At 47.3% G+C, this 25,842-nt stretch carries 28 protein-coding genes; 4 read left to right on the top strand and 24 right to left on the bottom strand.

Features of this window, described 5'->3' with window-relative positions; genetic code table 11:
* Nucleotides 1-55: 55 nt before the first annotated feature.
* Nucleotides 56-832, bottom strand: coding sequence for a transporter substrate-binding domain-containing protein (locus tag VV1_RS04895; protein WP_011079059.1), 777 nt, complete (start codon nucleotides 830-832; stop codon nucleotides 56-58).
* Between the two features lie 107 nt (nucleotides 833-939).
* Here VV1_RS04895 and VV1_RS04890 point away from each other — a divergent pair, with 107 nt between their 5' ends.
* On the top strand, nucleotides 940-1,680 hold the full coding sequence (locus tag VV1_RS04890) for an amino acid ABC transporter permease (protein WP_011079058.1): 741 nt from the start codon (nucleotides 940-942) through the stop codon (nucleotides 1,678-1,680).
* Nucleotides 1,681-1,739: 59 nt separating this feature from the next.
* Here VV1_RS04890 and glmU read toward each other — a convergent pair whose 3' ends face one another.
* From glmU to VV1_RS04780, 23 genes are all read right to left on the bottom strand, one after another.
* Entirely contained in the window at nucleotides 1,740-3,101 is a 1,362-nt protein-coding gene (glmU, locus tag VV1_RS04885) for a bifunctional UDP-N-acetylglucosamine diphosphorylase/glucosamine-1-phosphate N-acetyltransferase GlmU (protein WP_011079057.1), read from the bottom strand.
* Between the two features lie 153 nt (nucleotides 3,102-3,254).
* Nucleotides 3,255-3,677, bottom strand: a complete 423-nt coding sequence (locus VV1_RS04880; protein WP_011079056.1) for a F0F1 ATP synthase subunit epsilon — start codon at nucleotides 3,675-3,677, stop codon at nucleotides 3,255-3,257.
* An 18-nt stretch (nucleotides 3,678-3,695) separates the two neighbouring features.
* Nucleotides 3,696-5,099, bottom strand: coding sequence for a F0F1 ATP synthase subunit beta (gene atpD, locus VV1_RS04875; RefSeq protein ID WP_011079055.1), 1,404 nt, complete (start codon nucleotides 5,097-5,099; stop codon nucleotides 3,696-3,698).
* 35 nt (nucleotides 5,100-5,134) lie between these two features.
* A complete protein-coding gene (gene atpG, locus VV1_RS04870; protein WP_011079054.1) occupies nucleotides 5,135-6,001 on the bottom strand; it encodes a F0F1 ATP synthase subunit gamma in 867 nt (288 codons plus the stop codon).
* A 43-nt stretch (nucleotides 6,002-6,044) separates the two neighbouring features.
* A complete protein-coding gene (gene atpA, locus VV1_RS04865) occupies nucleotides 6,045-7,586 on the bottom strand; it encodes a F0F1 ATP synthase subunit alpha (protein WP_013570873.1) in 1,542 nt (513 codons plus the stop codon).
* A 13-nt stretch (nucleotides 7,587-7,599) separates the two neighbouring features.
* A complete protein-coding gene (atpH, locus tag VV1_RS04860; RefSeq protein ID WP_011079052.1) occupies nucleotides 7,600-8,133 on the bottom strand; it encodes a F0F1 ATP synthase subunit delta in 534 nt (177 codons plus the stop codon).
* Between the two features lie 14 nt (nucleotides 8,134-8,147).
* Complete coding sequence (gene atpF / locus VV1_RS04855; RefSeq protein ID WP_011079051.1) at nucleotides 8,148-8,618, bottom strand: F0F1 ATP synthase subunit B; 471 nt, start codon at nucleotides 8,616-8,618, stop codon at nucleotides 8,148-8,150.
* A gap of 71 nt (nucleotides 8,619-8,689) precedes the next feature.
* On the bottom strand, nucleotides 8,690-8,947 hold the full coding sequence (atpE, locus tag VV1_RS04850) for a F0F1 ATP synthase subunit C (protein WP_011079050.1): 258 nt from the start codon (nucleotides 8,945-8,947) through the stop codon (nucleotides 8,690-8,692).
* A gap of 52 nt (nucleotides 8,948-8,999) precedes the next feature.
* On the bottom strand, nucleotides 9,000-9,812 hold the full coding sequence (gene atpB / locus VV1_RS04845) for a F0F1 ATP synthase subunit A (protein WP_011079049.1): 813 nt from the start codon (nucleotides 9,810-9,812) through the stop codon (nucleotides 9,000-9,002).
* 8 nt (nucleotides 9,813-9,820) lie between these two features.
* On the bottom strand, nucleotides 9,821-10,210 hold the full coding sequence (locus VV1_RS04840; protein ID WP_011079048.1) for a F0F1 ATP synthase subunit I: 390 nt from the start codon (nucleotides 10,208-10,210) through the stop codon (nucleotides 9,821-9,823).
* A gap of 189 nt (nucleotides 10,211-10,399) precedes the next feature.
* Entirely contained in the window at nucleotides 10,400-11,281 is an 882-nt protein-coding gene (locus VV1_RS04835) for a ParB/RepB/Spo0J family partition protein (protein WP_011079047.1), read from the bottom strand.
* 24 nt (nucleotides 11,282-11,305) lie between these two features.
* On the bottom strand, nucleotides 11,306-12,079 hold the full coding sequence (locus tag VV1_RS04830) for a ParA family protein (RefSeq protein WP_011079046.1): 774 nt from the start codon (nucleotides 12,077-12,079) through the stop codon (nucleotides 11,306-11,308).
* A gap of 10 nt (nucleotides 12,080-12,089) precedes the next feature.
* On the bottom strand, nucleotides 12,090-12,725 hold the full coding sequence (gene rsmG / locus VV1_RS04825) for a 16S rRNA (guanine(527)-N(7))-methyltransferase RsmG (protein ID WP_011079045.1): 636 nt from the start codon (nucleotides 12,723-12,725) through the stop codon (nucleotides 12,090-12,092).
* Complete coding sequence (gene mnmG, locus VV1_RS04820; RefSeq protein ID WP_011079044.1) at nucleotides 12,722-14,620, bottom strand: tRNA uridine-5-carboxymethylaminomethyl(34) synthesis enzyme MnmG; 1,899 nt, start codon at nucleotides 14,618-14,620, stop codon at nucleotides 12,722-12,724. The genes rsmG and mnmG overlap by 4 nt, the downstream gene beginning before the upstream one ends.
* 468 nt (nucleotides 14,621-15,088) lie before the next feature.
* The gene (gene mioC, locus VV1_RS04815; RefSeq protein ID WP_011079043.1) at nucleotides 15,089-15,523 is read right to left on the bottom strand and encodes an FMN-binding protein MioC; all 435 of its coding nucleotides are present in this window, start codon (nucleotides 15,521-15,523) and stop codon (nucleotides 15,089-15,091) included.
* Nucleotides 15,524-15,570: 47 nt separating this feature from the next.
* Entirely contained in the window at nucleotides 15,571-16,932 is a 1,362-nt protein-coding gene (gene mnmE, locus VV1_RS04810; RefSeq protein WP_013572640.1) for a tRNA uridine-5-carboxymethylaminomethyl(34) synthesis GTPase MnmE, read from the bottom strand.
* 117 nt (nucleotides 16,933-17,049) lie between these two features.
* A complete protein-coding gene (yidC, locus tag VV1_RS04805) occupies nucleotides 17,050-18,669 on the bottom strand; it encodes a membrane protein insertase YidC (RefSeq protein ID WP_011079041.1) in 1,620 nt (539 codons plus the stop codon).
* 2 nt (nucleotides 18,670-18,671) lie between these two features.
* Nucleotides 18,672-18,929, bottom strand: a complete 258-nt coding sequence (yidD, locus tag VV1_RS23095) for a membrane protein insertion efficiency factor YidD (RefSeq protein WP_072599185.1) — start codon at nucleotides 18,927-18,929, stop codon at nucleotides 18,672-18,674.
* Nucleotides 18,896-19,219: a ribonuclease P protein component gene (gene rnpA / locus VV1_RS04800; protein WP_013572637.1), complete on the bottom strand. Its 324-nt coding sequence runs from the start codon at nucleotides 19,217-19,219 to the stop codon at nucleotides 18,896-18,898. Before rnpA ends, yidD begins: the two co-directional genes overlap by 34 nt.
* 46 nt (nucleotides 19,220-19,265) lie before the next feature.
* A complete protein-coding gene (gene rpmH / locus VV1_RS04795; RefSeq protein ID WP_011079039.1) occupies nucleotides 19,266-19,406 on the bottom strand; it encodes a 50S ribosomal protein L34 in 141 nt (46 codons plus the stop codon).
* A 227-nt stretch (nucleotides 19,407-19,633) separates the two neighbouring features.
* Nucleotides 19,634-20,371 (bottom strand): amino acid ABC transporter ATP-binding protein, encoded by a 738-nt coding sequence (locus tag VV1_RS04790; RefSeq protein ID WP_011079038.1) that lies wholly within the window; start codon nucleotides 20,369-20,371, stop codon nucleotides 19,634-19,636.
* Nucleotides 20,368-21,039 (bottom strand): amino acid ABC transporter permease, encoded by a 672-nt coding sequence (locus tag VV1_RS04785; RefSeq protein WP_011079037.1) that lies wholly within the window; start codon nucleotides 21,037-21,039, stop codon nucleotides 20,368-20,370. Before VV1_RS04785 ends, VV1_RS04790 begins: the two co-directional genes overlap by 4 nt.
* Nucleotides 21,040-21,120: 81 nt before the next feature.
* Entirely contained in the window at nucleotides 21,121-21,873 is a 753-nt protein-coding gene (locus VV1_RS04780; protein WP_011079036.1) for an amino acid ABC transporter substrate-binding protein, read from the bottom strand.
* A gap of 312 nt (nucleotides 21,874-22,185) precedes the next feature.
* Between VV1_RS04780 and dnaA the strand changes: the two genes are divergently transcribed.
* The 3 genes from dnaA to recF are packed head-to-tail and all read left to right on the top strand — an operon-like array spanning nucleotide 22,186 to nucleotide 25,842.
* On the top strand, nucleotides 22,186-23,592 hold the full coding sequence (gene dnaA / locus VV1_RS04775; protein ID WP_011079035.1) for a chromosomal replication initiator protein DnaA: 1,407 nt from the start codon (nucleotides 22,186-22,188) through the stop codon (nucleotides 23,590-23,592).
* A 60-nt stretch (nucleotides 23,593-23,652) separates the two neighbouring features.
* Nucleotides 23,653-24,753: a DNA polymerase III subunit beta gene (gene dnaN / locus VV1_RS04770; RefSeq protein ID WP_011079034.1), complete on the top strand. Its 1,101-nt coding sequence runs from the start codon at nucleotides 23,653-23,655 to the stop codon at nucleotides 24,751-24,753.
* Nucleotides 24,754-24,762: 9 nt separating this feature from the next.
* Nucleotides 24,763-25,842, top strand: coding sequence for a DNA replication/repair protein RecF (gene recF, locus VV1_RS04765; protein WP_011079033.1), 1,080 nt, complete (start codon nucleotides 24,763-24,765; stop codon nucleotides 25,840-25,842).

Raw genomic sequence — 25,842 nt, 5'->3', positions numbered from 1 at the left:
AAGAGCCGCATAATAAGTATGCGGCTTTATATTTCGAGGCGAGGCTAATAGCCAGTTATAACCCTTTGAGTCCCCATTTTTCTGCGGTCTGTTTAAAGAAACCTTGTGTCTTTTTCAGTTCAACCCAATGGTTAACGTAATTAATCCAAACTTGATCATCCTGTGGCAATAGCATGGCGATCGGTGTCGGCTTGCGCGGCTCTTTGACTGGCACAATCGCCAATTGCTGAAATTTCTCCACCAGCGTCGCCGCTTCCACATTTGAGGTCACAGAGACATCCGCTCGTTTGGCCAACAGTTCTTGGAAATCACGGGCTGGTGCTTCAATCACGATGTGCTGTGCGGAAGGGAAAAACTCCTTAACCATTTTTTCTTGTACGGTACCTAGAGTTGCCGCCACTTTTACATCCGCTTTATCAAAATCGCTCCAATCAGAGTACTTACCGAGATCTTTTTTCTGCACCACAGGCACAAACGCAAGATAAAAGTAAGGCTGACTGTAACCTGCCACTTTCGCGCGAGACATACTCAGTGATGCGCTGCCTGTAATGTCATACTTATCCGCGGTGATGCCATTAACTAACGTTTTCCAATCCGTCGCCACGTATTCAACTTTGACGCCGAGGTCTTTCGCCAGCTCAGTCGTGACATCGATATCAAAACCACGATAACTGTTATTGGCCGGATCTTTCATCGTCATAGGGTTCCAATCCCCAGTCGTACCGACTCTTAATACCCCGTTGTCGAGAATCTCATTCAAACGACTTTGTGCATTAGCCAGAGTGGACGCAGCAAGCAAACCAAGCCCCAACGCTAACCAAGTTTTTTTCATTTTATTTTCCTTTAACTTATTGTTCCGTAATTAGTTGAGATTTCGCGTTACATCATTGATAACATAGCAGCAACACAACCATTTTTTTAGTTGATATAAGGTGTAGTGTGACCTGTCGATATTTATGTTTAATGATGTTACTGCCACTCACTGGCTGTTCTGACTATCAATGGGGCTGGTATGTGCTTGATCCGACGACCGAGCAAGGCCTAACGAACGTGAAGTTTCTTATCGCTGGCTTTGCCGACACCATCAGCGTATCGCTACTCAGTATGCTGTTTGCCATGACTCTGGGCTTAATGGTTGCCCTACCGGCCCTTTCTCCCCGCAAATCCCTACAACGCTTAAACCGGATTTACGTTGAAGTAATACGTGCCATTCCCGTGTTGGTTCTGCTGTTGTGGGTGTATTACGGCCTACCCACATTACTCGATGTTTCACTAGACCATTATTGGGCGGGAATTATTGCACTGACGATCGCGGAAAGTGCATTTATGGCAGAAGTATTTCGCGGTGGCATTCAATCTATCGGTCGTGGCCAACATGAAGCAGCAAAGTCGCTTGGTCTCAACTATTGGCAAAAAATGCGTTTGGTGATTTTGCCGCAAGCATTTCGTCAGATGCTGCCCGCGCTCGGCAACCAGTTTGTTTATATTCTCAAGATGAGCTCATTGGTCAGTGTCATTGGTCTAAGTGATTTGACGAGGCGAGCCAATGAGTTGGTGGTGAATGAGTACTTACCTCTAGAGATTTATACTTTCTTAGTGCTGGAATATTTGCTGTTGATCTTGATGGTGTCTCAAGCCGTACGTTGGCTAGAAAAGCGCAGTGCCATTCCCAGCCATTAGTTCGTCATCATCAAAAAAAACGCCGCTATTGCAGCGGCGTTTTTGTTATCCAGCGATAATTACTTTTTCTTAACTGGGCGTTGCCAGCCTGTAACTTTGCGTTCTTTGGCGCGAGTAATCACTAACTCACCTTCTGCAACATCTTTGGTCAAGGTGGTACCGGCACCAATCGTTGCACCATCAGCAATCGTCAGCGGAGCGACCAGTTGGCTATCTGAACCAACAAACACATCGTTACCGATAATGGTTTTGAATTTGTTTGCACCATCGTAGTTGCAGGTAATGGTACCAGCGCCGATATTGGTGCGTTGACCGATTTCAGCATCGCCAAGATAAGTCAGGTGGTTGGCTTTAGACCCCTCACCAATACGTGCATTTTTTACTTCGACAAAGTTGCCCACGTGAGAGTCGTTACGCATCTCAGCACCAGGACGCAGACGAGTAAACGGACCAACGGTACATTGCTCACCCACCGTCGCACCTTCAATAACACTGTATGGACGAACGATGGTGTTATCATCGATTTCACAGTCTTTAAGCACACAGCCAGCACCGATAACGACGTTATCACCAAGGGAGACGTTACCTTCAATGATCACATTCACATCGATCTCAACATCAAGGCCACACTGCAGTTCACCACGTAGGTCAAAGCGTGCAGGATCACGCAACATCACGCCTTGCTCAAGCAGCTTTTTCGCTTGGGCTGCTTGGAATGCACGTTCTAGACGAGCCAACTGAGCGCGATCATTCACCCCTTCCACTTCGATTGGGCTAACTGGGTGAACCGCTTCAACCGCATTGCCTTCATCGTGCGCAGCAGCAATGACGTCTGTTAAGTAGTACTCACCTTGAGCGTTGTCATTGTTTAAGCCTGCAAGCCAACGCTTCAGATCACCACCAGTCGCCACCATTACGCCCGTGTTGATCTCTTTAATTAATTTTTGCTCTTCATTCGCGTCTTTTTGCTCAACGATCGCCACCACCGGACCGTTTTTACGCACGATACGACCGTAACCCGTTGGGTTATCCAAGACGACAGTAAGCAGCGCAATGCCGCCTTTAGGCTGGGCGTCAAGCAAGCTTTCAATGGTTTCAGAGGAAATCAGCGGAACATCGCCGTAAAGAACCAAGATTTTTTCATCATCTTCAAACTGAGGAGAGGCTTGATCCACCGCGTGACCAGTACCCAATTGTTCGGCTTGCAGCACCCAATTAACTGGCTCTTCTGCCAAAGCAGCTTGCATTTGGTCGCCACCGTGGCCGTAGACCAAATGAATGTTCTGTGCTCCAAGACCCGTACAGGTATCAATCACATGTTTCACCATTGGTTTGCCTGCAAGCGTATGCAGTACCTTCGGCATATTGGAGTACATACGGGTTCCTTTCCCCGCCGCGAGAATCACCGCGCTAAATTTCATTATTTATAACCTATTGACGTTGCCAAAAATTCTGTCGGCTATTTTACCCAGCTAATGACGAATAGTTAACTTATGGATAAAAATTTCTAATAAAAATTAAGCAAAAAGGCGGTCAAATTGACCGCCTTTATCACTATTAAAACACCGCTAAAATTAACGACGTTTCTTTGTCAGCTCGATAACACGAAGCTGAGCAATGGCTTTAGCCAGTTCACTGGCCGCTTGTGCGAAGTCCATATCGCCATGCTGGTTGAGAATGTTCTCTTTCGCACGACGTTTTGCTTCTTCTGCCTTCGCTGCGTCTAGTTCTTCACCACGAATCGCAGTATCAGCCAGTACTGTTGCAGTACCAGGCTGAACTTCTACGATACCACCAGAGACATAAATGAACTCTTCTTCGCCGTGAAGTTTAACAATACGCACCATACCAGGCTTGATAGCGGTCAGCAGCGGTGTGTGGCCATGGAAAATACCCAGCTCACCCTCGCTACCGGTCACCTGAAACGTTTCAACGCGACCAGAAAAGATTTTCTTCTCCGCGCTTACCACATCCAGATGAAAGGTTATTGCTGCCATATCGCCTCCTAGTTAGCCTTATAGCTTCTTAGCATTCTCAATAGCTTCGTCGATAGTACCGCAGTACATAAACGCTTGCTCTGGAATGTCATCGTATTCACCAGCTAGTAGACCTTTGAAGCCACGTAGAGTCTCTTTAAGAGGTACGTAAACACCTGGGTCGCCTGTAAATACTTCCGCTACGTGGTAAGGCTGAGTTAGGAAACGCTCAATCTTACGTGCACGCGCAACCACTTGCTTATCTGATTCAGATAGCTCGTCCATACCTAGGATTGCGATGATGTCTTTCAGCTCTTTGTAGCGCTGAAGTGTCTGCTGAACACCACGAGCAGTGTCATAGTGCTCTTGACCTACAACAAGTGGGTCTAGCTGACGAGACGTCGAATCCAGTGGGTCGATCGCTGGGTATAGACCCATCGCTGCGATGTTACGGTTAAGTACAACCGTTGCATCCAAGTGCGCGAACGTTGTTGCTGGAGACGGGTCAGTCAAGTCATCCGCAGGTACGTATACCGCCTGTACAGACGTGATAGAACCTTGCTTCGTTGACGTGATACGCTCCTGAAGTACACCCATCTCTTCTGCAAGAGTTGGCTGGTAACCTACCGCTGAAGGCATACGGCCTAGCAGTGCAGATACCTCTGTACCAGCAAGTGTGTAACGGTAGATGTTATCGACAAACAGTAGAACGTCACGACCTTCGTCACGGAAACGCTCTGCCATTGTCAGGCCAGTCAGTGCAACACGTAGACGGTTACCTGGAGGCTCGTTCATCTGACCGTAAACCATCGCTACTTTTGATTCTTCAGGCTTCTCGATGTTTACAACACCCGCTTCCTGCATCTCGTGGTAGAAGTCATTACCCTCACGAGTACGCTCACCTACACCTGCGAATACAGATAGACCAGAGTGTTGCAGTGCGATGTTGTTGATAAGTTCCATCATGTTAACGGTCTTACCTACACCTGCACCACCGAATAGACCGATTTTACCACCCTTAGCGAAAGGACAAATCAAGTCGATTACTTTAACGCCTGTTTCTAGAAGTTCAGTCGCATTTGACTGCTCTTCGTAGCTTGGCGCTGGACGGTGAATTGAGTACAGCTCTTCTGCACCGATCTCACCACGCTCGTCAATCGCATCACCAAGCACGTTCATGATACGACCTAGGGTCTTAGTACCTACTGGTACTGAAATTGGAGCGCCTGTATTTACTACTTCAACTCCACGACGTAAACCATCAGAGCTACCCATTACGATACAACGAACTACGCCACCGCCTAGCTGTTGTTGAACTTCAAGAACAAGACGCTCTTTTGAGTCCTTTACGTTTAGAGCGTCGTATACACTTGGTACATCGCTCTGTGGGAACTCTACGTCGACTACCGCACCGATGATCTGTACGATCTTACCTGTAGCCATCGTTAATCCTCTAAACTGTTTCGTTTAACCTAAGCTTAAACCGCTGCTGCACCACCAACGATTTCCGATAGTTCTTGTGTAATCGCAGCCTGACGGGCTTTGTTGTACACAAGTTCTAAGTCGTCAATCAAGTTGGTTGCGTTATCAGTTGCAGCCTTCATAGCAACCATTCGAGCCGCTTGCTCACAAGCAAGGTTCTCAACTACACCTTGATAAACCTGAGATTCTACATAACGCACTAATAGTGCATCGAGTAGAGCCTGAGGTTCTGGCTCATAGATGTAATCCCATGAATGCTCACGCTGCATATCTTTGCTGTCCGATTTAGGCAAAGGTAGCAATTGATCGATCGTTGGTTGTTGAACCATGGTGTTTACGAACTTGTTAAATACAAGGTACAAACGGTCCAATTCACCTTCATCATATTTTTCTAGCATCACGCTAACCGAACCGATCAGGTCCTCCAAACTTGGGCTATCACCCAAACCTGAAACCTGAGCTGCCACTTTCGCGCCGCCATGTTTAAAGAAAGCTGTCGCTTTTGAGCCAATTACCGCAAGCTCAACCTCAGCACCTTTCTCTTTCCATGCCTGCATATCTGTAACCGCTTTTTTGAACACGTTGATGTTCAAGCCGCCACACAGACCACGGTCCGTTGAAATGATGATGTAACCAACACGCTTGGCTTCACGCTCATCTAGGTACGGATGACGATACTCTAGACTTGCATTTGCCACATGACCGATCACTTTACGCATTGTTTCCGCGTATGGACGAGAAGCTTCCATTGCGTCTTGCGAACGACGCATTTTTGAAGCTGCTACCATTTCCATCGCTTTCGTAATCTTCTGAGTGCTTTTAACACTCCCGATTTTACTACGTATCTCTTTTGCGCCGGCCATCGTTACTCTCCATTAGTTGGTGGCAGCCACTGCCACCGACCTATTACCAAGTTTGGGTTGCTTTGAAGTCGTCAGTCAGTTTCTTCAACTGAGCTTCGATTTCATCGTTGTAAGCACCCGTCTTGTCGATCTCAGCTGCTAATTCAGCGTATTGACCGCGAGCGTACGATAGTAGAGCTGCTTCGAAATCAAGAACTTTAGAAAGTTCGATATCGCTTAGGTAGCCACGCTCTGCCGCAAAGATAGTTAGAGCCTGGTCAAACACTGACATCGGAGCGTATTGCTTCTGCTTCATCAGTTCAGTTACTTTTTGACCGTGGTTCAACTGTCTCTTAGTCGCTTCATCAAGATCCGAAGAGAACTGAGCAAACGCTGCAAGTTCACGGTAAGCCGCTAGTGCTGTACGGATACCACCAGACAGCTTCTTGATGATTTTCGTTTGTGCAGAACCACCTACACGAGATACTGAGATACCTGGATCAACCGCTGGACGTACACCCGCGTTGAATAGCTCAGTTTGTAGGAAGATCTGACCATCGGTGATCGAGATTACGTTGGTTGGTACGAATGCAGAAACGTCACCAGCCTGAGTTTCGATGATAGGAAGAGCGGTTAAAGAACCTGTCTTACCTTTTACTTCACCGTTAGTGAAACGCTCTACATACTCTGCGTTTACACGAGCTGCACGCTCTAGTAGACGAGAGTGAAGGTAGAATACGTCACCTGGGAATGCTTCACGGCCTGGTGGGCGTTTTAGCAATAGAGAAATCTGACGGTAAGCGACCGCTTGCTTTGATAGATCATCATAAACAATCAGTGCGTCTTCGCCGCGATCACGGAAGTATTCACCCATTGCACAACCTGCGTATGGCGCTAGGTATTGCAGTGCAGCAGATTCAGATGCTGAAGCCACAACCACAATTGTGTTCTTCAGAGCACCGTGCTCTTCCAGTTTACGCACTACGTTGGCGATAGTAGAAGCTTTCTGACCAATCGCTACGTAGATAGAGAAAATACCAGAGTTTTTCTGGTTGATGATCGCATCGATCGCCATCGCTGTTTTACCAGTCTGACGGTCACCGATGATAAGTTCACGCTGACCACGACCGATAGGGATCATTGAGTCAACTGACTTATAACCAGTTTGTACAGGTTGATCAACCGACTGACGGTCGATTACACCTGGTGCAATCACTTCAACAGGTGACGTTAATTTCGCTTCAATTGGACCTTTACCGTCAATTGGCTCACCTAGTGTGTTCACTACACGACCCAATAGCTCAGGACCAACTGGCACTTCAAGAATACGACCAGTACCTGTTACTTTCATGCCTTCCTTAAGGTCAGCATATGGACCCATTACTACCGCACCAACCGAGTCACGCTCAAGGTTAAGTGCTAGTGCATAACGGCCACCCGGTAATTCAATCATTTCACCTTGCATCACGTCCGCTAGGCCGTGAATGCGAATGATACCGTCGCTTACCGATACGATAGTACCTTCATTGCGAGCTTCACTAACAACGTTGAAAGATTCAATACGCTGTTTAATTAGATCGCTAATTTCCGTGGAATTAAGTTGCATGCTCCAATCCCCATTAAGACTGCAATGCATCGCTCAGGCGATTCAGACGACCGCGAGCTGAGTTATCGATGACTAAGTCTCCGGCTCGAATTATCACCCCACCTAGTAGGGCCTCATCTACACTGCAATTCAGCTTAACTTTGCGCTCTAGACGCTGTTCAAGTTTCTGACTGATGTTTGCACATTGTTCATCAGAAAGTTCGGTTGCAGAAATCACTTCTACATCAATCTCTTTCTCATGCTCTTTCTTCAAAACGAAGAACAGGGTACATACATCAGGAAGGGCCGCAAGACGACCATTCTCCGCCATCACCTTAAGAAGGTTTTGACCAAATTCATCCACTTGTTCGCCACAAATCGCAATAAACAGTTCAGCCAGTTTGTCGGCTGACATTGAGCCAGATAACAGCTCACTAATTTGTTCGTTTTGGGCTACTTCAGCAGCGAAAGACAACATTTGACCCCATTGGTCTAGTTGGCCTTTCTCTACCGCAAAGTCAAAGGCTGCTTTAGCATAGGGGCGCGCGATTGTTGTAAAATCAGCCATGTTCGCCCCCAAACTTAAAGTTTTGCAGTAATGTTATCGAGAATATCTTTGTGCGCATCTTTATCGATTGAACGCTCAAGGATTTTCTCTGCACCAGCTACAGCCAGAGTTGCAACTTGTTTGCGCAGTTCATCGCGTGCACGATTACGTTCAGCTTCAAGTTGAGCTTCCGCTTGCGCTAGGATTTTTTGACGTTCAGTCTGTGCATCCTCGCGAGCTTCATCCAAGATTTGAGCTTTACGTTTGTTCGCTTGTTCGATGATCTCAGTTGCTGTGCGCTTTGCTTCTTTCAATTGAGAAGAAGCATTAGCTTGTGCTAGATCTAAGTCTTTTGCAGCACGTTCTGCTGCTTGTAGACCGTCAGCAATTTTCTTCTGACGCTCTTCAATCGCTTGCATGATTGGTGGCCATACGTACTTCATACAGAACCACACAAACATAGCAAACGAGATTGCTTGACCTAGCAGAGTTGCGTTCATATTCACAACAGCTACCCCTCTATTCGGAATTAGTGTTCATCAAGGACACGCTGACGCATGCCGCTCAATACCGATGATTAACCAGCTAATTGACCTACGAATGGGTTTGCAAACGTGAATAGAAGTGCGATTACGATACCGATCATTGGAACCGCATCAAGTAGACCAGCGATGATGAACATCTTAACTTGAAGCATAGGAGCCATTTCTGGTTGACGAGCAGCACCTTCTAGGAATTTACCACCTAGAACCGCGAAGCCTACTGCAGTACCTAGAGCACACAGACCAACGATGATTGCTACTGCGATTGCAGAAAAGCTTAGTACAGTTTCCATTACTATCTCCAATTATAGCGATTAACTAAAAGTCTAATAAGAATAAACAAAATTAATGATCACTGTCTTCGTGAGCCATTGACATATATACGATTGTCAACATCATAAACACGAAGGCCTGAATCAGGATTACCAGAATATGGAAGATCGCCCATGGTAGCGAGCCCATCCATTGTAGATACCATGGTAGCATTGCCGCACAAAGAATAAATACAACCTCACCCGCGAACATGTTACCGAATAGACGCATACCAAGAGAAAGAGGTTTCGCCAGTAGCGATACCACTTCGATTAGTAGGTTGAACGGAATCATTGTCCAATGGTTGAATGGGTGTAAAGCCAATTCTCTTGCAAAGCCACCTAGACCTTTCACTTTGATGCTGTAATAGATCATCAGAGCGAATACGCCTAGTGCCATAGCCATGGTGATATTCACATCAGCTGAAGGTACTACTTTCAAGTAAGGAATACCGAGCCAATGCTCTGCCGGGTATGGAAGGAAATCGATTGGAACTAAGTCCATCAAGTTCATCAAAAATACCCAACAAAAGATAGTCAGTGCTAGAGGTGCAATCAGCGGGTTGCGTCCATGGAACGTATCTTTGACGTTTGTCGCGACAAATTCTACGATCATTTCAACAGCACACTGAAGCTTACCTGGTACACCGGCTGTTGTTTTTCGAGCTACAGCGTAAAAAATTCCGAGGAAAATTAACCCTGTAAACCAAGAAAAAAACAGACTATCGATATGTACGTTCCAGAAACTCGACTCTTCCGCCACTAGCCCCAACTTGTAAGTTGAAAGGTTAGTAAGGTGGTGAGTGATGTAACCGGAAGGTGTTAGCGCTTCACCTGGCGCAGCCATAACTCATCCTATTTTTTGTTGTTAATGAATAGCGCTGGCGCAAAGATATTAATACCAAGAACCAGCAAATAGGTTAGTTTCAGGGGAACAAGTTCCACCTGCATATACATGTAGGCGACAGAAAACAGCACTACTGTAATGAGAATTTTCAGCGCTTCACCCGTGTAGAAAGAGATAGCAACGTACTTTGACGCTCTCGCTCCTACAAACAAGAATGCACACACAGAAAATACTGCATTGGCGACAACAAAAATGCCGCCGCCTATCAGCGAGGAAAATCCCCACTCAGCATTCACAACCAAAGCCACTCCTGCTGCCACAAAAATAACCGCGCCGGACTCGATCATTAACAATTGCTTTGCAAGCTCTCGTCCTGGCCTAGCCAACGCAGCTACCATGTATTCGTACCTCTAGTAAATCCCACGGCTCCTCCGTTTTTGAGGGTCTGGGAAGTTGCGGAAAATTATACGGTGAGTCCAACTGATTGCAATTAAAACGCAGCAAAAACTTACAGTTTTGTTTACAAACCGACAACTTTCGTACAAAAATTGCTTTTTTACATAATTGACCTAAATCAATTATCTCATTTAGCTCTCTAGCTTGGCAATTAGTTGCTCTAATTTGTGAGGCTCATCAATACTTATCGTCAATTTGGCTTTTCCATTGCCATTTCTCACTAAAGAAACCTTTGCTCCCAACGTTTCACTTAGTTTTTGTGATATTTGTTGTGTTTCTTCATCTTTTGGCTGATTTTTTTCTTCAACCTTAGGTGTGAGACATTTTTTTACCAACTGCTCAGTTTGACGAACCGTGAGCGCTTTGCTGGCGACCTGCTGAGCCACTTCCACTTGTTGCTCGCCTTCCAACGCTAACAAGGCACGAGCATGACCCATATCGAGCAGTTTCTGTGCAACAAACTGTTTCACTTCTAGCTCCAAGCCATTCAGTCGAAGCAGGTTGCTCACCGCAGTACGTGACTTACCAATCACATCCGCCACTTGCTGATGAGTCAGAGAAAACTCGTCTTGCAATCGCTCAAGCGCTTGCGCTTCTTCGATCACATTAAGATCTTCGCGCTGAATATTTTCGATCAACGCCATGGCGATAGCAGCACGATCTTCGACATGCTTGATCAAGCAAGGAACGCGTTTTAACCCTGCTAATTTGGCGGCTCGCCAACGTCGCTCACCGGCAATGATCTCAAAATGGCCATCTTGCACCGGTCGAACCACGATCGGCTGAATGATGCCTTGCGACTGAATCGAGGCCGTCAATTCTTCCAGCGCCTGTGGTGACATGTCTTTTCGTGGTTGGTATACCCCAGGTTGCAACTGACCTACCGCAATATCGGTCAACTCTCCTTCCGCGGAAAGTGCCTGACTCTGAGTGGCGATATGTTGTTTCTCACGAGCTAATGAACTGGTAGACAACAGTGCATCCAGCCCCTTTCCTAGACCACGCTTAGACATTGGTATGAATTCCTTTGGTGAAGGTTAAACTGGGATTTCTTCTCGACGCAGCATTTCCCCCGCCAGCGCTAAATACGCTTTTGAGCCTGCAGAGTGCTTGTCGTAGTACATTGCCGGTTTCCCATGACTTGGCGCTTCTGCTAAGCGCACGTTTCGTGGGATCACTGTACGGTAGACTTTACTGCCGAAATGCTTTTTGAGTTGATCGGAGACTTCATTAGACAGGCGGTTGCGAGGATCGTACATGGTACGCAACAATCCCTCGATTTTGAGTTTGTCGTTCACCACTGCCGCCAACTTACTAATGGTATCCATAAGAGCCGTTAAACCTTCTAATGCAAAATATTCACATTGCATTGGCACCAGCACGGAATCCGCCGCAGCCATGGCATTGATTGTAAGAAGGTTTAAAGAAGGAGGACAATCAATAAAGATGAAATCATAGTTATCGCGAACTGACGCCAAAGCGTTCTTTAGACGGACTTCTCGCGCGAACACTTCCATCAATTTGATTTCTGCGGCGGTGACGTCGCCATTCGCCGCAATCAGATCATATTTTCCAGTGGTCGTTTTGCACACCACTTGGTCAAATGGGGTTTCTTCAACCAGCAAGTCGTATGCGGTGGCATCCACCATGTATTTGTCCACACCACTCGCCATCGTAGCGTTACCTTGTGGGTCCAAATCTATCACCAATACTTTGCGTTTGGTTGCGGCCATTGACGCTGCTAGATTGACACACGTTGTTGTCTTACCCACACCACCTTTCTGGTTGGCAATTGCTACTATTTTACCCACGATGACCTCGCTAATTATCCTTGCGCGATAAGATTACTAGATGGCGATCCCCTTCCAACTCAGGAACAGTCAAAGATATGATCTCCGTCACACTGCACCACTCAGGAAGCTGATCAATTTCATCTTTAGGGTGCAGCCCCTTTAGAGCAAGGAAGACACCTTGACCCGTTTTCGGTAGATGATGACACCACTCCACCATATCTGTCATTGAAGCAAATGCGCGACTTAGAACACCATCAAATTTTTCTTCTGGCTGGAACTCTTCGACACGACTTTGCACCGTGGTCACATTTTCAATCTTTAGTTCATGGAGAACTTGTTTGATAAAGCGAATGCGCTTACCTAAGCTGTCCAACAAAAAGAACGTTTTCTCTGGATGCATGATCGCCAACGGAATACCAGGCAATCCAGGTCCAGTACCCACATCGATAAAACGCTCACCGTCAAGGTGAGGCGCTACTACGATGCTATCGAGAATATGTTTCACCAGCATGTCTTGCGGATCACGCACAGAGGTCAGGTTATAGGCTTTGTTCCACTTATTGAGCAGTTCCACATAACCTAACAGTTGTTCACGTTGACGTTCATTGACCTGCAAATCGGTTTGCTCGATTAAAGCATCCAGTTTTTGGCGAAGAGCACTCATGCGTTTTCTTCTCCCACTTTCAACATGCCGATTTTCTTTAAGTGAACCAGCAAAATCGAAATGGCCGCAGGCGTAATACCAGAAATGCGTGATGCAATCCCCAATGTCTCGGGCTTGGCGGTGTTGAGTTTAAGTACCACCTCGTTGGATAAGCCTTTCACATCGCTGTAATCAAGATCCGCTGGCAATTTGGTGTGTTCATGACGCAGGGATTTTTCAATCTCATCTTGCTGACGCTTGATGTAGCCTTCGTATTTCACTTGAATTTCCACTTGTTCTGCGGCTTCAAGATCGTCGAGTGCAGGTGCAAAAGCGGCCAACGAAGTGAGCTGCTCATAAGTCATCTCTGGGCGACGAAGAAGATCTTCACCGCTGGCTTCACGGTTCATTGGTGATTTTAATAATTGGTTAAGCTCTTCAATACCAGTAGAAGCCGGATTCATCCACGTCGATTTCAGACGTTGACGCTCTTGCTCCATATTGTCGATCTTCTGGTTAAAACGAGCCCAACGAGCATCATCGACCAAGCCGAGTTCGCGTGCTTTTTCTGTCAAACGTAGATCCGCGTTGTCTTCACGCAGTAACAAGCGGTGTTCCGCACGCGATGTGAACATGCGGTATGGTTCTTTGGTACCCATGGTTGAGAGATCGTCGATCAATACGCCCATGTAGGCTTGATCGCGACGTGGGCTCCAACCTTCTTTCTCTTGGCTGAACAAGCTGGCATTGAGACCCGCCATCAAACCTTGTGCGGCTGCTTCTTCGTAACCAGTCGTGCCGTTAATTTGGCCAGCAAAGAACAAACCTTGGATAAACTTGGTTTCGTAAGTCTGTTTCAAGTCACGTGGATCGAAGAAATCGTATTCAATTGCGTAACCAGGGCGAACAATGTGCGCGTTTTCAAAACCTTTCATCGAACGAACAATCTGCACCTGCACATCAAATGGCAAGCTGGTGGAGATGCCGTTTGGATACAATTCGTGAGTCGTTAAACCTTCTGGTTCGATGAAGATTTGGTGGCTGTTCTTATCGGCAAAGCGCATCACTTTGTCTTCGATAGAAGGACAGTAACGAGGGCCAATACCTTCGATGATACCAGCGTACATTGGGCTACGATCAAGGTTGTTACGAATCACCTCATGCGTCTGTTCATTGGTATGGGTAATGAAACAAGGAATTTGACGTGGGTGATGAGTGCGATCGCCCATAAAGGAGAATACAGGCGTTGGATTGTCACCGTGTTGTGCTTCTAACACAGAAAAATCGACACTACGTGCATCGATGCGTGGTGGTGTACCCGTTTTGAGTCGATCGACTCTAAATGGCAGTTCACGCAGACGATCGGCCAACGCGATCGAAGGAGGATCCCCTGCGCGTCCACCAGAAGAGCTTTGCAAACCGATGTGGATCTTTCCACCAAGGAAAGTACCTACCGTCAGAACGACCGCTTTGGCATGGAACTTTAATCCCATTTGCGTGATCACACCACGAACTTGATCCTGTTCGACAATTAAGTCATCCACTGCTTGTTGGAAAAGGGTCAGATTCGGCGCATTTTCGAGAAAATCACGCACGTAAGCTTTGTAAAGCGCTCGGTCGGCTTGTGCACGTGTTGCTCTCACTGCTGGCCCTTTCGAGGCGTTTAGTGTTCTAAACTGAATACCCGCGTGATCGATCGCTTGCGCCATCAAACCACCCATCGCATCCACTTCTTTGACCAAATGCCCTTTACCAATACCACCAATGGCTGGGTTACAAGACATTTGGCCCAAGGTATCGATATTGTGCGTGAGTAATAAGGTCTTCTGACCGGTGCGTGCTGATGCGAGTGCGGCTTCCGTTCCTGCGTGTCCGCCACCGACAACAATGACGTCAAATGTTTCGTGATAAAGCATGAACTGACCTCAGGTATTCAAAGGATTCAACAGTGAGAGAAAAAGAGCGATATTCTACCTTCTTTTGTGGATGAGTGAAAATTGTTTTCGTCTCGCGAATCACGAGATCATCCCACTAAATATATATAAAGATCTTTATATATGATCTTTTATTGGATCTATTATTAGGATCGAGGTGATCTGTGGATAAGTTAAAAATGATCAACAAGATCATGGATCTTATTTGGATCATATCGTGTGATCATGATTTGATCTACATAAGGATTACCTGGGATCAAAATGGGTGGTTATGCACAGGGGACGCGAAGTGTAAAAGTTATTATTTGGATAACTATAGGAAAAACACTGGATCTTCTCTATTTTATCCACAGATGGATCGTGTGATTTTTCGTCGAATTGATGATGGGATTTGTAGAAAGGTTATTCACAGAAGGGAAAAGCGAGGGAGTGCTTCCCCCGCAATAGGCATCAAAACTGCTCGATATGTTGTTTTAGCCAAACTTCGGCGGCGTCTTCTGGTACGGTATGGCTGAGCACATCAATGGTCAGACACTGAGTGATCGCACTGGCGCCAATGTCAGTCAGTAACGCGTGGACGTGCAGACCCGCGGCACAAAAAGTGTCATAACTGGAGTCTCCAATCGCTACAACAGCATAACGAACATCACTCATTTTCGGTGGGGTCGCTTGCAGAGCGTGGATAAAAGGCTGAATGTTGTCTGGATATTCGCCTGCGCCATGCGTAGAGGTGATGATCAACCAGGTGCCTTGATTAGGGATTTCGCTTAACTGAGGGTGATTGTGAATGGTGGTTTCAAACCCAGCCTCTTGCAGTAGGTCACTCAAGTGATCGCCCACGTATTCTGCGCCACCGAGTGTGCTGCCTGTGATGATGTGAATCATAGTATGTCCTTAAATGAAAAAGCGCAGCCAATGGCCACGCTTTGAAGTTATTTTCCGATACAGAATGAAGAGAAAATACGTCCGAGCAAATCGTCGGAACTAAACTCGCCCGTGATCTCGTTGAGATGCTGCTGAGCGATGCGGAGTTCTTCTGCAAGAATTTCTCCGGCCATATACCCTTCCAATTGTTCTTGGCCAATCAGCAGGTGCTCTGCGGCGCGCTGAAGTGCATCCAGATGTCGGCGTCTTGCCATAAAGCCACCTTCACTGTTGCCAGAAAAGCCCATGCACTCTTTTAGGTGATTACGCAATGCATCAACGCCTTGACCTGTTTTGGCCGACAAACGGATCAACGTCGGTTGACTAACATGGCAGATCCCGAGTGATTCTTGGGTTTGATCCGCTTTGTTGCGGATCACGGTAATGCCGATTTGTTCTGGCAGGCGATCAATAAAGTCTGGCCAGATTTCTTTAGGGTCGGTGGCGTCGGTGGTGGTGCCATCGACCATGAAGAGTACGCGATCGGCTTGACGGATCTCATCCCAAGCGCGCTCGATACCGATTTTTTCTACTTCGTCTGAAGCATCACGCAGACCAGCGGTATCGATGATGTGCAATGGCATGCCATCGATATGGATATGCTCACGGAGGACATCACGTGTGGTGCCAGCAATGTCGGTGACAATCGCGGAATCCTTACCTGATAGCGCATTCAACAAGCTCGATTTACCGGCATTTGGTCGACCCGCAATCACCACTTTCATCCCTTCACGCATAATCGCGCCTTGGTTGGCTTCTTTGCGTACTGCGTCTAAGTTGTCGATGATGGCTTGCAGATCGCCCGCCACTTTACCATCGGCTAAGAAGTCGATTTCCTCTTCAGGAAAATCGATGGCCGCTTCAACGTAGATGCGCAGATGGATGAGAGATTCCACCAGCGTATGAATTCGCTTAGAAAATTGCCCTTGTAGCGATTGGAGTGCTGATTTGGCCGCTTCTTCGGAGCTGGCATCAATCAGGTCTGCGATCGCCTCAGCTTGCGTGAGGTCCATCTTATCGTTAAGGAAGGCTCGCTCAGAAAACTCCCCTGGTCTTGCGGGGCGAACACCAGAGATGGTCAGGATGCGTTTAATCAGCATGTCCATCACCACAGGGCCGCCGTGGCCTTGCAACTCAAGGACATCTTCGCCAGTAAATGAATGAGGATTTGGGAAGAACAGGGCGATCCCTTGGTCAAGTTCACTACCATCTTGGGCTTTAAAAGGGAGATATTCAGCGTAGCGCGCTTTTAGCGTCTTACCTGTTACTTCCAAGGCAACTTGAGCGGCTTGCGGGCCAGAAACACGAATAATCCCGACACCACCTCGGCCCGGCGCTGTAGCCTGGGCGACAATCGTATCTGTTGTCATAAATGAGCCTATCGTTTTAACGACCATTTGTCTGGTCAGGGAATCAATTAGCTGAATTGTAATCAGCCGAAAACAAAAAGGCGACCTTTTGGCCGCCTTTCTTTACTCTGTTGTCACTTACTTAGTGTGTAAGCCTTTTTTCTCCAGTGCTTTGTATATCAAAGACTGCTGGATCAGAGTAACGATGTTCGATACTAGCCAGTATAGAACCAGGCCTGATGGGAACCATAGGAAGAAGAAGGTAAACATCACCGGCATAAAGGTCATGATCTTCTGCTGCATAGGATCGGTCACAGTCGTTGGGCTCATCTTCTGAATTAGGAACATTGATCCACCCATCAATAGCGGCAGGATGAAGTATGGGTCCTGTGCTGAAAGGTCGTGAATCCATAGGATGAACGGCGAGTGACGCAGCTCAACCGATTCCATCAATGCCCAGTACAGAGCGATGAAGATAGGCATCTGCAGAATGAGAGGAAGACAGCCACCGAGTGGGTTAACTTTCTCTTTCTTGTACAGTTCCATCATCTCTTGGCTCATGCGCTGACGGTCATCACCGATGCGCTCACGCATTGCTTGCAGCTTAGGCTGTAGCATGCGCATTTTGGCCATTGAGGTGTACTGTGCTTTTGTCAGTGGGTACATCGCACCACGAACGATGAAGGTCAGACAGATGATCGCCACACCCCAGTTACCCACAAAGCTTTGGATAACAGACAGTAGCCAATGCAGTGGTTTCGCGATGAACCACAACCAGCCGTAATCGACAACCAAGTCAAGGTTTGGTGCGACTTCCGCCATTTGGTCTTGCAGTTTAGGACCAGCCCAAAGGGTTGCGGTGAAGTGTGCGCTATCGCCATCAGCAATGGTTTTGTTTGGCATGCGAACGCCAATGTCACCCATATTGCCAATCACGCGAGTGTACAGGTTTGCACCTGGTTCGTTACGTGGGATCCACGCCGCAGCGAAGTAGTGCTGGATCATTGCTGCCCAACCTTGACCATTGGTCAGAGTAAGAGACAGATTGCGATCTTGCATATCTTCGAAGCTGTATTTTTTATAACGAGTATCTTCGGTTGAGTAAGCACCACCACGGTAGGTTGGCATGGTGATGCTGCCGCCCGCGTCCATCAGATTTTGACGTAGGTGTGCGTACATGCCTAACGTTGCGTTGTTACCTGATTTGTTGATGACATCGAACTCAACGTCAATCGCGTAGCTACCACGTTTTAGGATAAAGGTTTTGGTGTACTCCAAGCCATTCGCTTGGTAGGTCATTGGAATACGTAATTCGTTTTGATCGTCAGCTAACGTAAAGCTGTCCGCGCTCACTTGGTAGCTTGGACGATTGTTGCTGCTTAGGTCGATGCCTTGTGGGCCAACCAGACCACTTTGTGCGATGAATTGATGACCTTGAGTGTCTCTAAGAAGCTCGAAGGCATTCGCAGAATTGAGTTCTGCAGAATATTGGTTCAAATCCGCAGCCACTACATCACCACCAACAGTGTCGATTGACAGAGTCAACACATCCGTTGTTACCGTGATGAGTTTTGCTGACGCTTGTTGCGCTGGCGCTGGGTCCAGTTCATCAGCAAAAGATGGTGCAGGTAAAGTGCTGCTTGTTTGAGCCTGTTCAACGGCTTGAGGGGCTGGGTTCTTTGCGACTTGCCACTGTTGGAACAGCAAGAAAGAAACCAGCGCCAGAAGCAGGACCAGGAGAGTACGTTGAGAATCCATCGTTATTTATCTCTGTCTTGTTTTTGGACTGGTGGAACGGGGTCAAAGCCCCCTTCATTCAAAGGGTGGCATTTTAATAGACGTTTGCCTGATAACCAACACCCTTTTACAAAACCGTGAGCTTTCAACGCTTCTATGGCATATGTAGAACAGGTTGGAGTAAAACGACAGCGCGGTCCAAGGAGAGGACTGATAAGACCTTGATAAAGACGGACGAGTCCGATTGTTAACCACGCGAGGGGCGAGACAGGCGATGCCATAGCTTATCAAACAACTTAAACAGTTCCTCATTGCTCAAATCTTGCGCGCTTTTCTTGGCGATCACAACAAAATCTTTATTGGGAAGTTGATGTTGTGTGTTACGAAAGCTTTCACGGGCTAGGCGTTTGAATCGGTTGCGACCAACGGCAGTTTTGATTTGCTTCTTGGGTACAGCCAAGCCTAAACGAGGATGAGAAAGGTTATTATTGCGAGCAATGATAGTGAAATGAGGAGAGCCAGCTCGATGAGCTTGCTGAAAGACGTTTTGATAATGCTCGGGAGTTAACAAACGTAACTCCCGATTGAACGCGTACGTATTCAAAATAAGCTAGCGATTATTTTGACAGGCGCGCACGGCCTTTCGCACGACGTGCATTGATTACTTTACGACCGTTCTTAGTCGCCATGCGTGCACGGAAACCGTGAGTACGCTTGCGCTTTAGAACTGAAGGTTGAAAAGTGCGTTTAGTAGCCATTGTTATTACCTTTACTGATCAGTAGTTTTAGGTTCTAAGTTAACCCGGCGTGGGTCTGTTTTCTTCTCTATATAAAGAAGAGTTCACCGACGCCTCTCAACAAAGAGGCGGAATTGTAATCACAGTCACACAAAGTGTCAATCTTTGTGGTGTATCAACAAATCCGCCGGGCGATTATACGGAGTGTGAGTAAAATCTCAAGGATCTCGCGATCTTTGTCGGGATCTTTACTCCATTCCTACTTGGCGCAGGAATTTTTGTAAGCGAGGATCCTGTGGATTTCCAAAGATATCCTGTGGAGATCCCTGCTCAACAATCTTGCCTTCCGCCATGAAGATCACGCGATCCGCCACTTCTCGGGCAAATTGCATCTCATGGGTGACCACCAGCATCGTTTGGTGTTGGTTGGCTAACTTCTTCATTAATGAGAGGACTTCTCCAACCCATTCTGGATCCAATGCCGAAGTTGGCTCATCAAAAAGCAACAGTTCGGGTTGCAGTGCCATGGCGCGGCCAATACCGACGCGTTGTTGCTGGCCACCAGAGAGGGCCGCCGGGTAGCTGTCGCCTTTTTCTCCCAGACCAATGTCGTCCAAGATTTGCTGTGCGCGTTTCAGAGCGTCTTCTTTTTTCCAGCCGCGAACGGTGACCAAACCCTCGGCAATATTTTGTCGCGCCGTCATGTGGGCAAATAACGCGTAGTTTTGAAACACGAAGCCAGTGCGGCGGCGCAGCGCAAGCACTTCGGCTTTGGTGTGTTGTTGGCTATCGACACTGATGTCATCAATGGTGATTTTGCCTTGGTCCGCTTGCTCTAGAAAGTTAACACAGCGCAGCAAGGTGGATTTGCCAGTCCCACTTGAACCAATGATGACGATGATTTCACCTTGGTTGATGGTCAGATCAATGCCTTTGAGTACTTCTGTGTCGCCAAAGCGTTTGTGGATATTGTCTAATTTGATCATCTCGCATACGCCTTATTCAGTTTGTTCTCGGCCCAAATTTGCACTCGGGTTAGCACCAGTACGACACCCCAATAGATGAGTGCGACAGCCAAAAAGGCTTCAAAGAAGCGGAAGCTAGACGAAGCTTCCATTTGCGCCTTGGCCATTATTTCCGCTACGCCTAGCGTAAAAGCCAAAGAGGTGGATTTGATCATGTCGATAAAGTAGTTCATTAATGATGGCAAAGCGACGCGAGTGGCTTGTGGCAAGATAACGCGACGCATTGCTTGAGAGGTGGTCATGCCTACCGACAAGCTGGCTTCCATCTGGCTACGGTCAATACCAATAATCGCGGCGCGAATGCTTTCTGCCATGTAGGCGGCAAAATGCAGTGTTAAACCAATAACGGCAGCACTGAACGCGTCGAGACCAACCATGATTGGGAAGATTTGAGGTAAGCCATAGTAAAGCAAGAACAGTTGTACCAGCAGCGGTGTGCCACGGAAAAAACTGATGTAGAGTTGGCTGAGTGGATCGAGGATGGGGAGGCGGAACACACGAATATTGGCCAGTATTACCGCCAAGACCAAAGAGAAAACCAGACCCAGAATCGCCATTTCCATGGTGGTGCCGAGGTATTTGAGCAGAATCGGCAGTAGCTCTAGCATGTAGTTAAAATCAAATCCCATACCAGTTACCCTTAAAGAAAACAAAAGGTGGAATCGCAAATTCCACCTTAAAAAAGAAAGCTGTGACGAGCGCTATTCGCTTTATTTGGTGATGTCTGCACCAAACCATTTGATTGAGATTTGCTCAACCGTACCGTCTGCGCGCATCTCAGCAAGGGCTTTGTTGACTTCACCTTGCAGCTTCACGCCACGTTCGTTGTTCACAAATGGCCATGCGTTAGCGATGGTTTCAAACGGTTCACCTGCCAATTGTAGTGGCAAACCGGTTTTCTTGATCAGTTCTAGTGCTGACAGGCGATCCATCACGAATGCATCGGCACGTCCTAACGCAACATCATGTTCAATACCGGTATCGTAAGTCTTGATATTGATTTTGCCGTCTTTATCGTAATCGCGTAATAGCTGCTCAAAGTTTGAGCCTAGGTTGACCGCAACGGTTTTACCTGCAAGGTCTGCAACGCCTTTGATGCTGTCATTGCCCTTGCGTACGGTGATCTGAGCGCCGTCTACCACATAAGGATCAGCAAAAAGGTATTTGGCTTTGCGCGCATCCGTCATGGTGATTTGGTTGGAAATGGTATCGATGCGACCCGTTTCAAGTAAGCCAAACAGACCTGAGAAGTTTGCGGTTACGTATTCGACTTTGTAGCCATTACGCTTACCAATCTCATCCCACATATCCACTTCAAAACCTTGCAGTTGGTCTTGCTTTACAAAGGTGAATGGGAAGTAGCGGCCAGACATACCCACTTTAACCACTTCTTCGGCAACCGCCTGAAAAGTTGCTACAGAAAGCGCGATGGCAGCAATACTCGCTTTAATCCAGTTATTCATCTTGTGACTCCTTATCTTTATGGGAGGTGATGTTAATGTGATTTATCTCAATAGAATAAATAACTAGTTGTTATTAACCATAACCAGATGAACAGTCTGTTTTGGGGATAAATCGCCAAGATCCGTGGAAAAGTGGATCGTCTTGTGGGTAATCATTGGGCAAGATGTGTTGATCCGCAAAAATCAAGCGAAATTATTGTGAATAACTTGGATCTTATTCACTGGATCGTCGATCAATCGCTGGCGATCTTGGTTATCAACAGGTAAAATTGCCAATCTTTTCAGATTAATTTCGTACTCAGTGGGGGCACCGTGTCATCTTCGCTTTGGTTGCAGTGTATGCAACGGCTTCAAGAAGAGCTACCAGCTACAGAATTCAGTATGTGGGTTCGCCCGTTACAAGCGGAGCTCAATGACAATACGCTCACTCTGTTCGCGCCAAACCGCTTTGTTTTGGATTGGGTGCGAGACAAATACCTCAATAGCATTAATCGTTTATTGCAAGAATATTGCGGTCATGACATTCCTAACTTGCGTTTTGAAGTCGGCAGCCGTCCTGTGGCTGCACCTAAGCCAGCACCAACTCGCACACCAGCGGATGTGGCGGCCGAATCGTCGGCACCCGCACAATTGCAAGCGCGTAAGCCAGTACACAAAACTTGGGATGATGATGCTCAAGCGATCGCTGACATCAATCACCGCTCAAATGTGAACCCTAAGCATAAGTTCAATAACTTTGTCGAAGGTAAGTCGAACCAATTGGGTTTGGCCGCAGCACGTCAGGTGGCGGATAACCCTGGTGGGGCGTACAACCCACTGTTCTTATACGGCGGCACCGGTTTAGGTAAAACCCACTTGTTGCACGCCGTTGGCAACGCCATTGTTGATAACAAGCCCAACGCCAAAGTGGTTTACATGCACTCTGAGCGTTTTGTGCAAGACATGGTTAAAGCCCTGCAAAATAACGCAATTGAAGAGTTCAAACGTTACTACCGCAGTGTTGATGCCTTACTTATCGATGACATTCAATTCTTTGCTAACAAAGAGCGTTCGCAGGAAGAGTTCTTCCACACCTTTAACGCGCTATTGGAAGGCAACCAACAGATTATCCTGACTTCGGATCGTTATCCAAAAGAGATCAGCGGGGTAGAAGATCGCCTGAAATCACGCTTTGGTTGGGGTTTGACGGTGGCGATTGAGCCGCCAGAACTGGAAACCCGTGTGGCGATCTTGATGAAGAAAGCCGAAGATCACCAAATCCATCTTGCCGATGAAGTGGCGTTCTTTATTGCTAAGCGTCTGCGTTCTAATGTTCGTGAGCTAGAAGGGGCATTAAACCGCGTGATCGCCAATGCCAACTTTACTGGCCGCCCAATTACCATTGATTTTGTGCGTGAAGCACTGCGTGACCTATTGGCACTGCAAGAGAAGCTGGTGACCATCGACAACATTCAAAAGACGGTTGCGGAATACTACAAGATTAAAGTGGCCGATCTACTCTCTAAGCGACGTTCTCGCTCGGTTGCGCGTCCTCGCCAATTAGCCATGGCATTGGCCAAAGAGCTTACCAACCACAGCTTGCCGGAAATCGGCGATGCGTTTGGTGGCCGTGACCACACCACAGTGCTGCATGCGTGTCGTAAGATTGAGCAGCTGCGTGAAGAGAGCCACGATATTAAAGAAGATTACTCTAACTTGATTCGCACCCTGTCGTCTTAATCGGTTAGAATGACACAATTCTAAACACTTTATTGAAGCGGACAGCGTAAAGAGCCAAGCATGAAATTTACTATCGCACGTAGTCATTTTATTAAACCCCTTCAACAGGTTTCCGGTGCACTCGGTGGGCGACCAACGCTACCGATCCTCGGTAATTTGCTGATCAACGTTGAAAATGGTCAACTGTCAATGACCGCCACGGACTTAGAAGTGGAGCTGATCAGTAAAGTGACCTTGGAAGGGGAGTTTGAAGCGGGCAGTATTACGGTTCCTTCGCGCAAGTTTATCGATATCTGCCGTGGATTACCCGACGATGCGGTGATCACGTTTGTATTGGAAGGTGATCGCGTGCAAGTGCGCTCCGGGCGAAGCCGTTTCTCGTTGGCCACTCTGCCGGCCAATGATTTTCCGAATATTGAAGATTGGCAAAGTGAAGTGGAAGTCTCCCTCACTCAGGGCGAATTGCGCGCGCTGATTGAGAAAACACAATTCTCGATGGCGAACCAAGACGTACGCTACTACCTCAATGGCATGTTGTTTGAAATTGAGGGCAGCACACTGCGCAGTGTCGCGACCGATGGTCACCGTATGGCTGTGGCGCAGGCAGCGTTGAGTGCTGACTTTGCACAAAAGCAGATCATCGTACCGCGTAAAGGTGTGCAAGAGCTGGTTAAATTGCTGGATACACCAGAGCAACCCGTCACGCTGCAAATTGGCAGCTCAAATCTGCGCGCCGAAGTAAACCATTTTGTCTTTACTTCTAAGTTGGTGGATGGTCGTTTCCCGGATTACCGTCGCGTGTTGCCGCAACACACAACCAAAACGCTGGAAGCGAGTTGTGATGAATTACGCCAAGCGTTTTCACGCGCGGCGATTTTGTCGAATGAAAAATTCCGTGGCGTTCGCGTTAACCTCGCTGGCAGTGAAATGCGCATTACCGCCAACAACCCAGAGCAAGAAGAAGCGGAAGAGATGTTGGATGTGAGCTTCGAGGGCGAGGCGATTGAGATTGGCTTCAACGTTAGCTACGTATTGGATGTGTTGAACACCTTGCGTTGTGAACAAGTACGAATCTCAATGTCGGATGCCAACGCCAGTGCTCTGGTTGAAAATGTCGATGACGACAGCGCCATGTACGTGGTTATGCCAATTCGTCTATAAGCTGATTGAATGCCGCTTTCTCGTCTGATTATTCAGCAGTTTCGTAATATCAAAGCCTGCGACATTGCACTGTCGCCAGGCTTTAACTTTCTTATTGGTCCGAATGGCAGTGGCAAAACCAGTGTCTTGGAAGCCATCTATTTGCTCGGTCATGGGCGCTCATTTAAAAGTGCTTTGACCGGACGCGTGATTCAAAATGAGTGTGATCAACTGTTTGTCTATGGTCGTTTTTTGAACTCGGATCAATTTGAGCTACCGATCGGCATTAATAAGCAGCGTGATGGCACAACAGAGGTTAAAATAGGCGGTCAATCTGGGCAAAAGTTAGCGCAGCTAGCACAAGTGTTGCCATTGCAATTGATTCATCCCGAAGGCTTCGATTTATTAACGGATGGGCCCAAGCATCGTCGAGCGTTTATTGATTGGGGCGTGTTTCATACTGAGCCCGCGTTTTATGATGCATGGGGGCGTTTTAAGCGCCTCAACAAACAACGTAATGCGTTGTTGAAGTCGGCAAAGAGCTATCAAGAGCTGAGTTATTGGGACAAGGAAATGGCACGTTTGGCCGAGTTGATTAGCCAATGGCGCGCCGATTACGTTGCCCAAATGCAAAGCAAAGCGGAACAGTTGTGCCAAGAATTTTTGCCAGAATTTCATATCCAATTGAAGTATTATCGTGGCTGGGAAAAAGAAACCCCATACCAACAAATACTGGAAGAGAATTTCGAGCGCGATCAAACGCTAGGCTATACCGTTAGCGGGCCAAATAAGGCCGATTTACGGATAAAAGTGAATAACACCCCGGTGGAAGATGTGTTATCGCGTGGCCAATTGAAATTAATGGTGTGTGCGCTCCGCTTGGCACAAGGCCAGCACCTAACGGAAAAAACCGGTAAGCAATGCGTCTATCTCATAGATGACTTTGCCTCTGAATTAGACAGTCAACGTCGCAAGCGTCTTGCTGATTGCTTGAAACAGACGGGGGCTCAAGTTTTTGTAAGTTCGATTACGGAAAACCAGATCAGCGACATGCGCGATGACTCTGGCCGACTGTTTCATGTGGAGCAGGGTGTAATCGAGCAAGGATAA

It is taken from the genome of Vibrio vulnificus CMCP6 (assembly GCF_000039765.1).
GTDB classification, from domain to species: Bacteria; Pseudomonadota; Gammaproteobacteria; order Enterobacterales; family Vibrionaceae; genus Vibrio; species Vibrio vulnificus_B.
The sequence above is the reverse complement of the archived record's forward strand: the minus strand, read 5'-3'. Positions and strand labels throughout refer to the sequence as shown.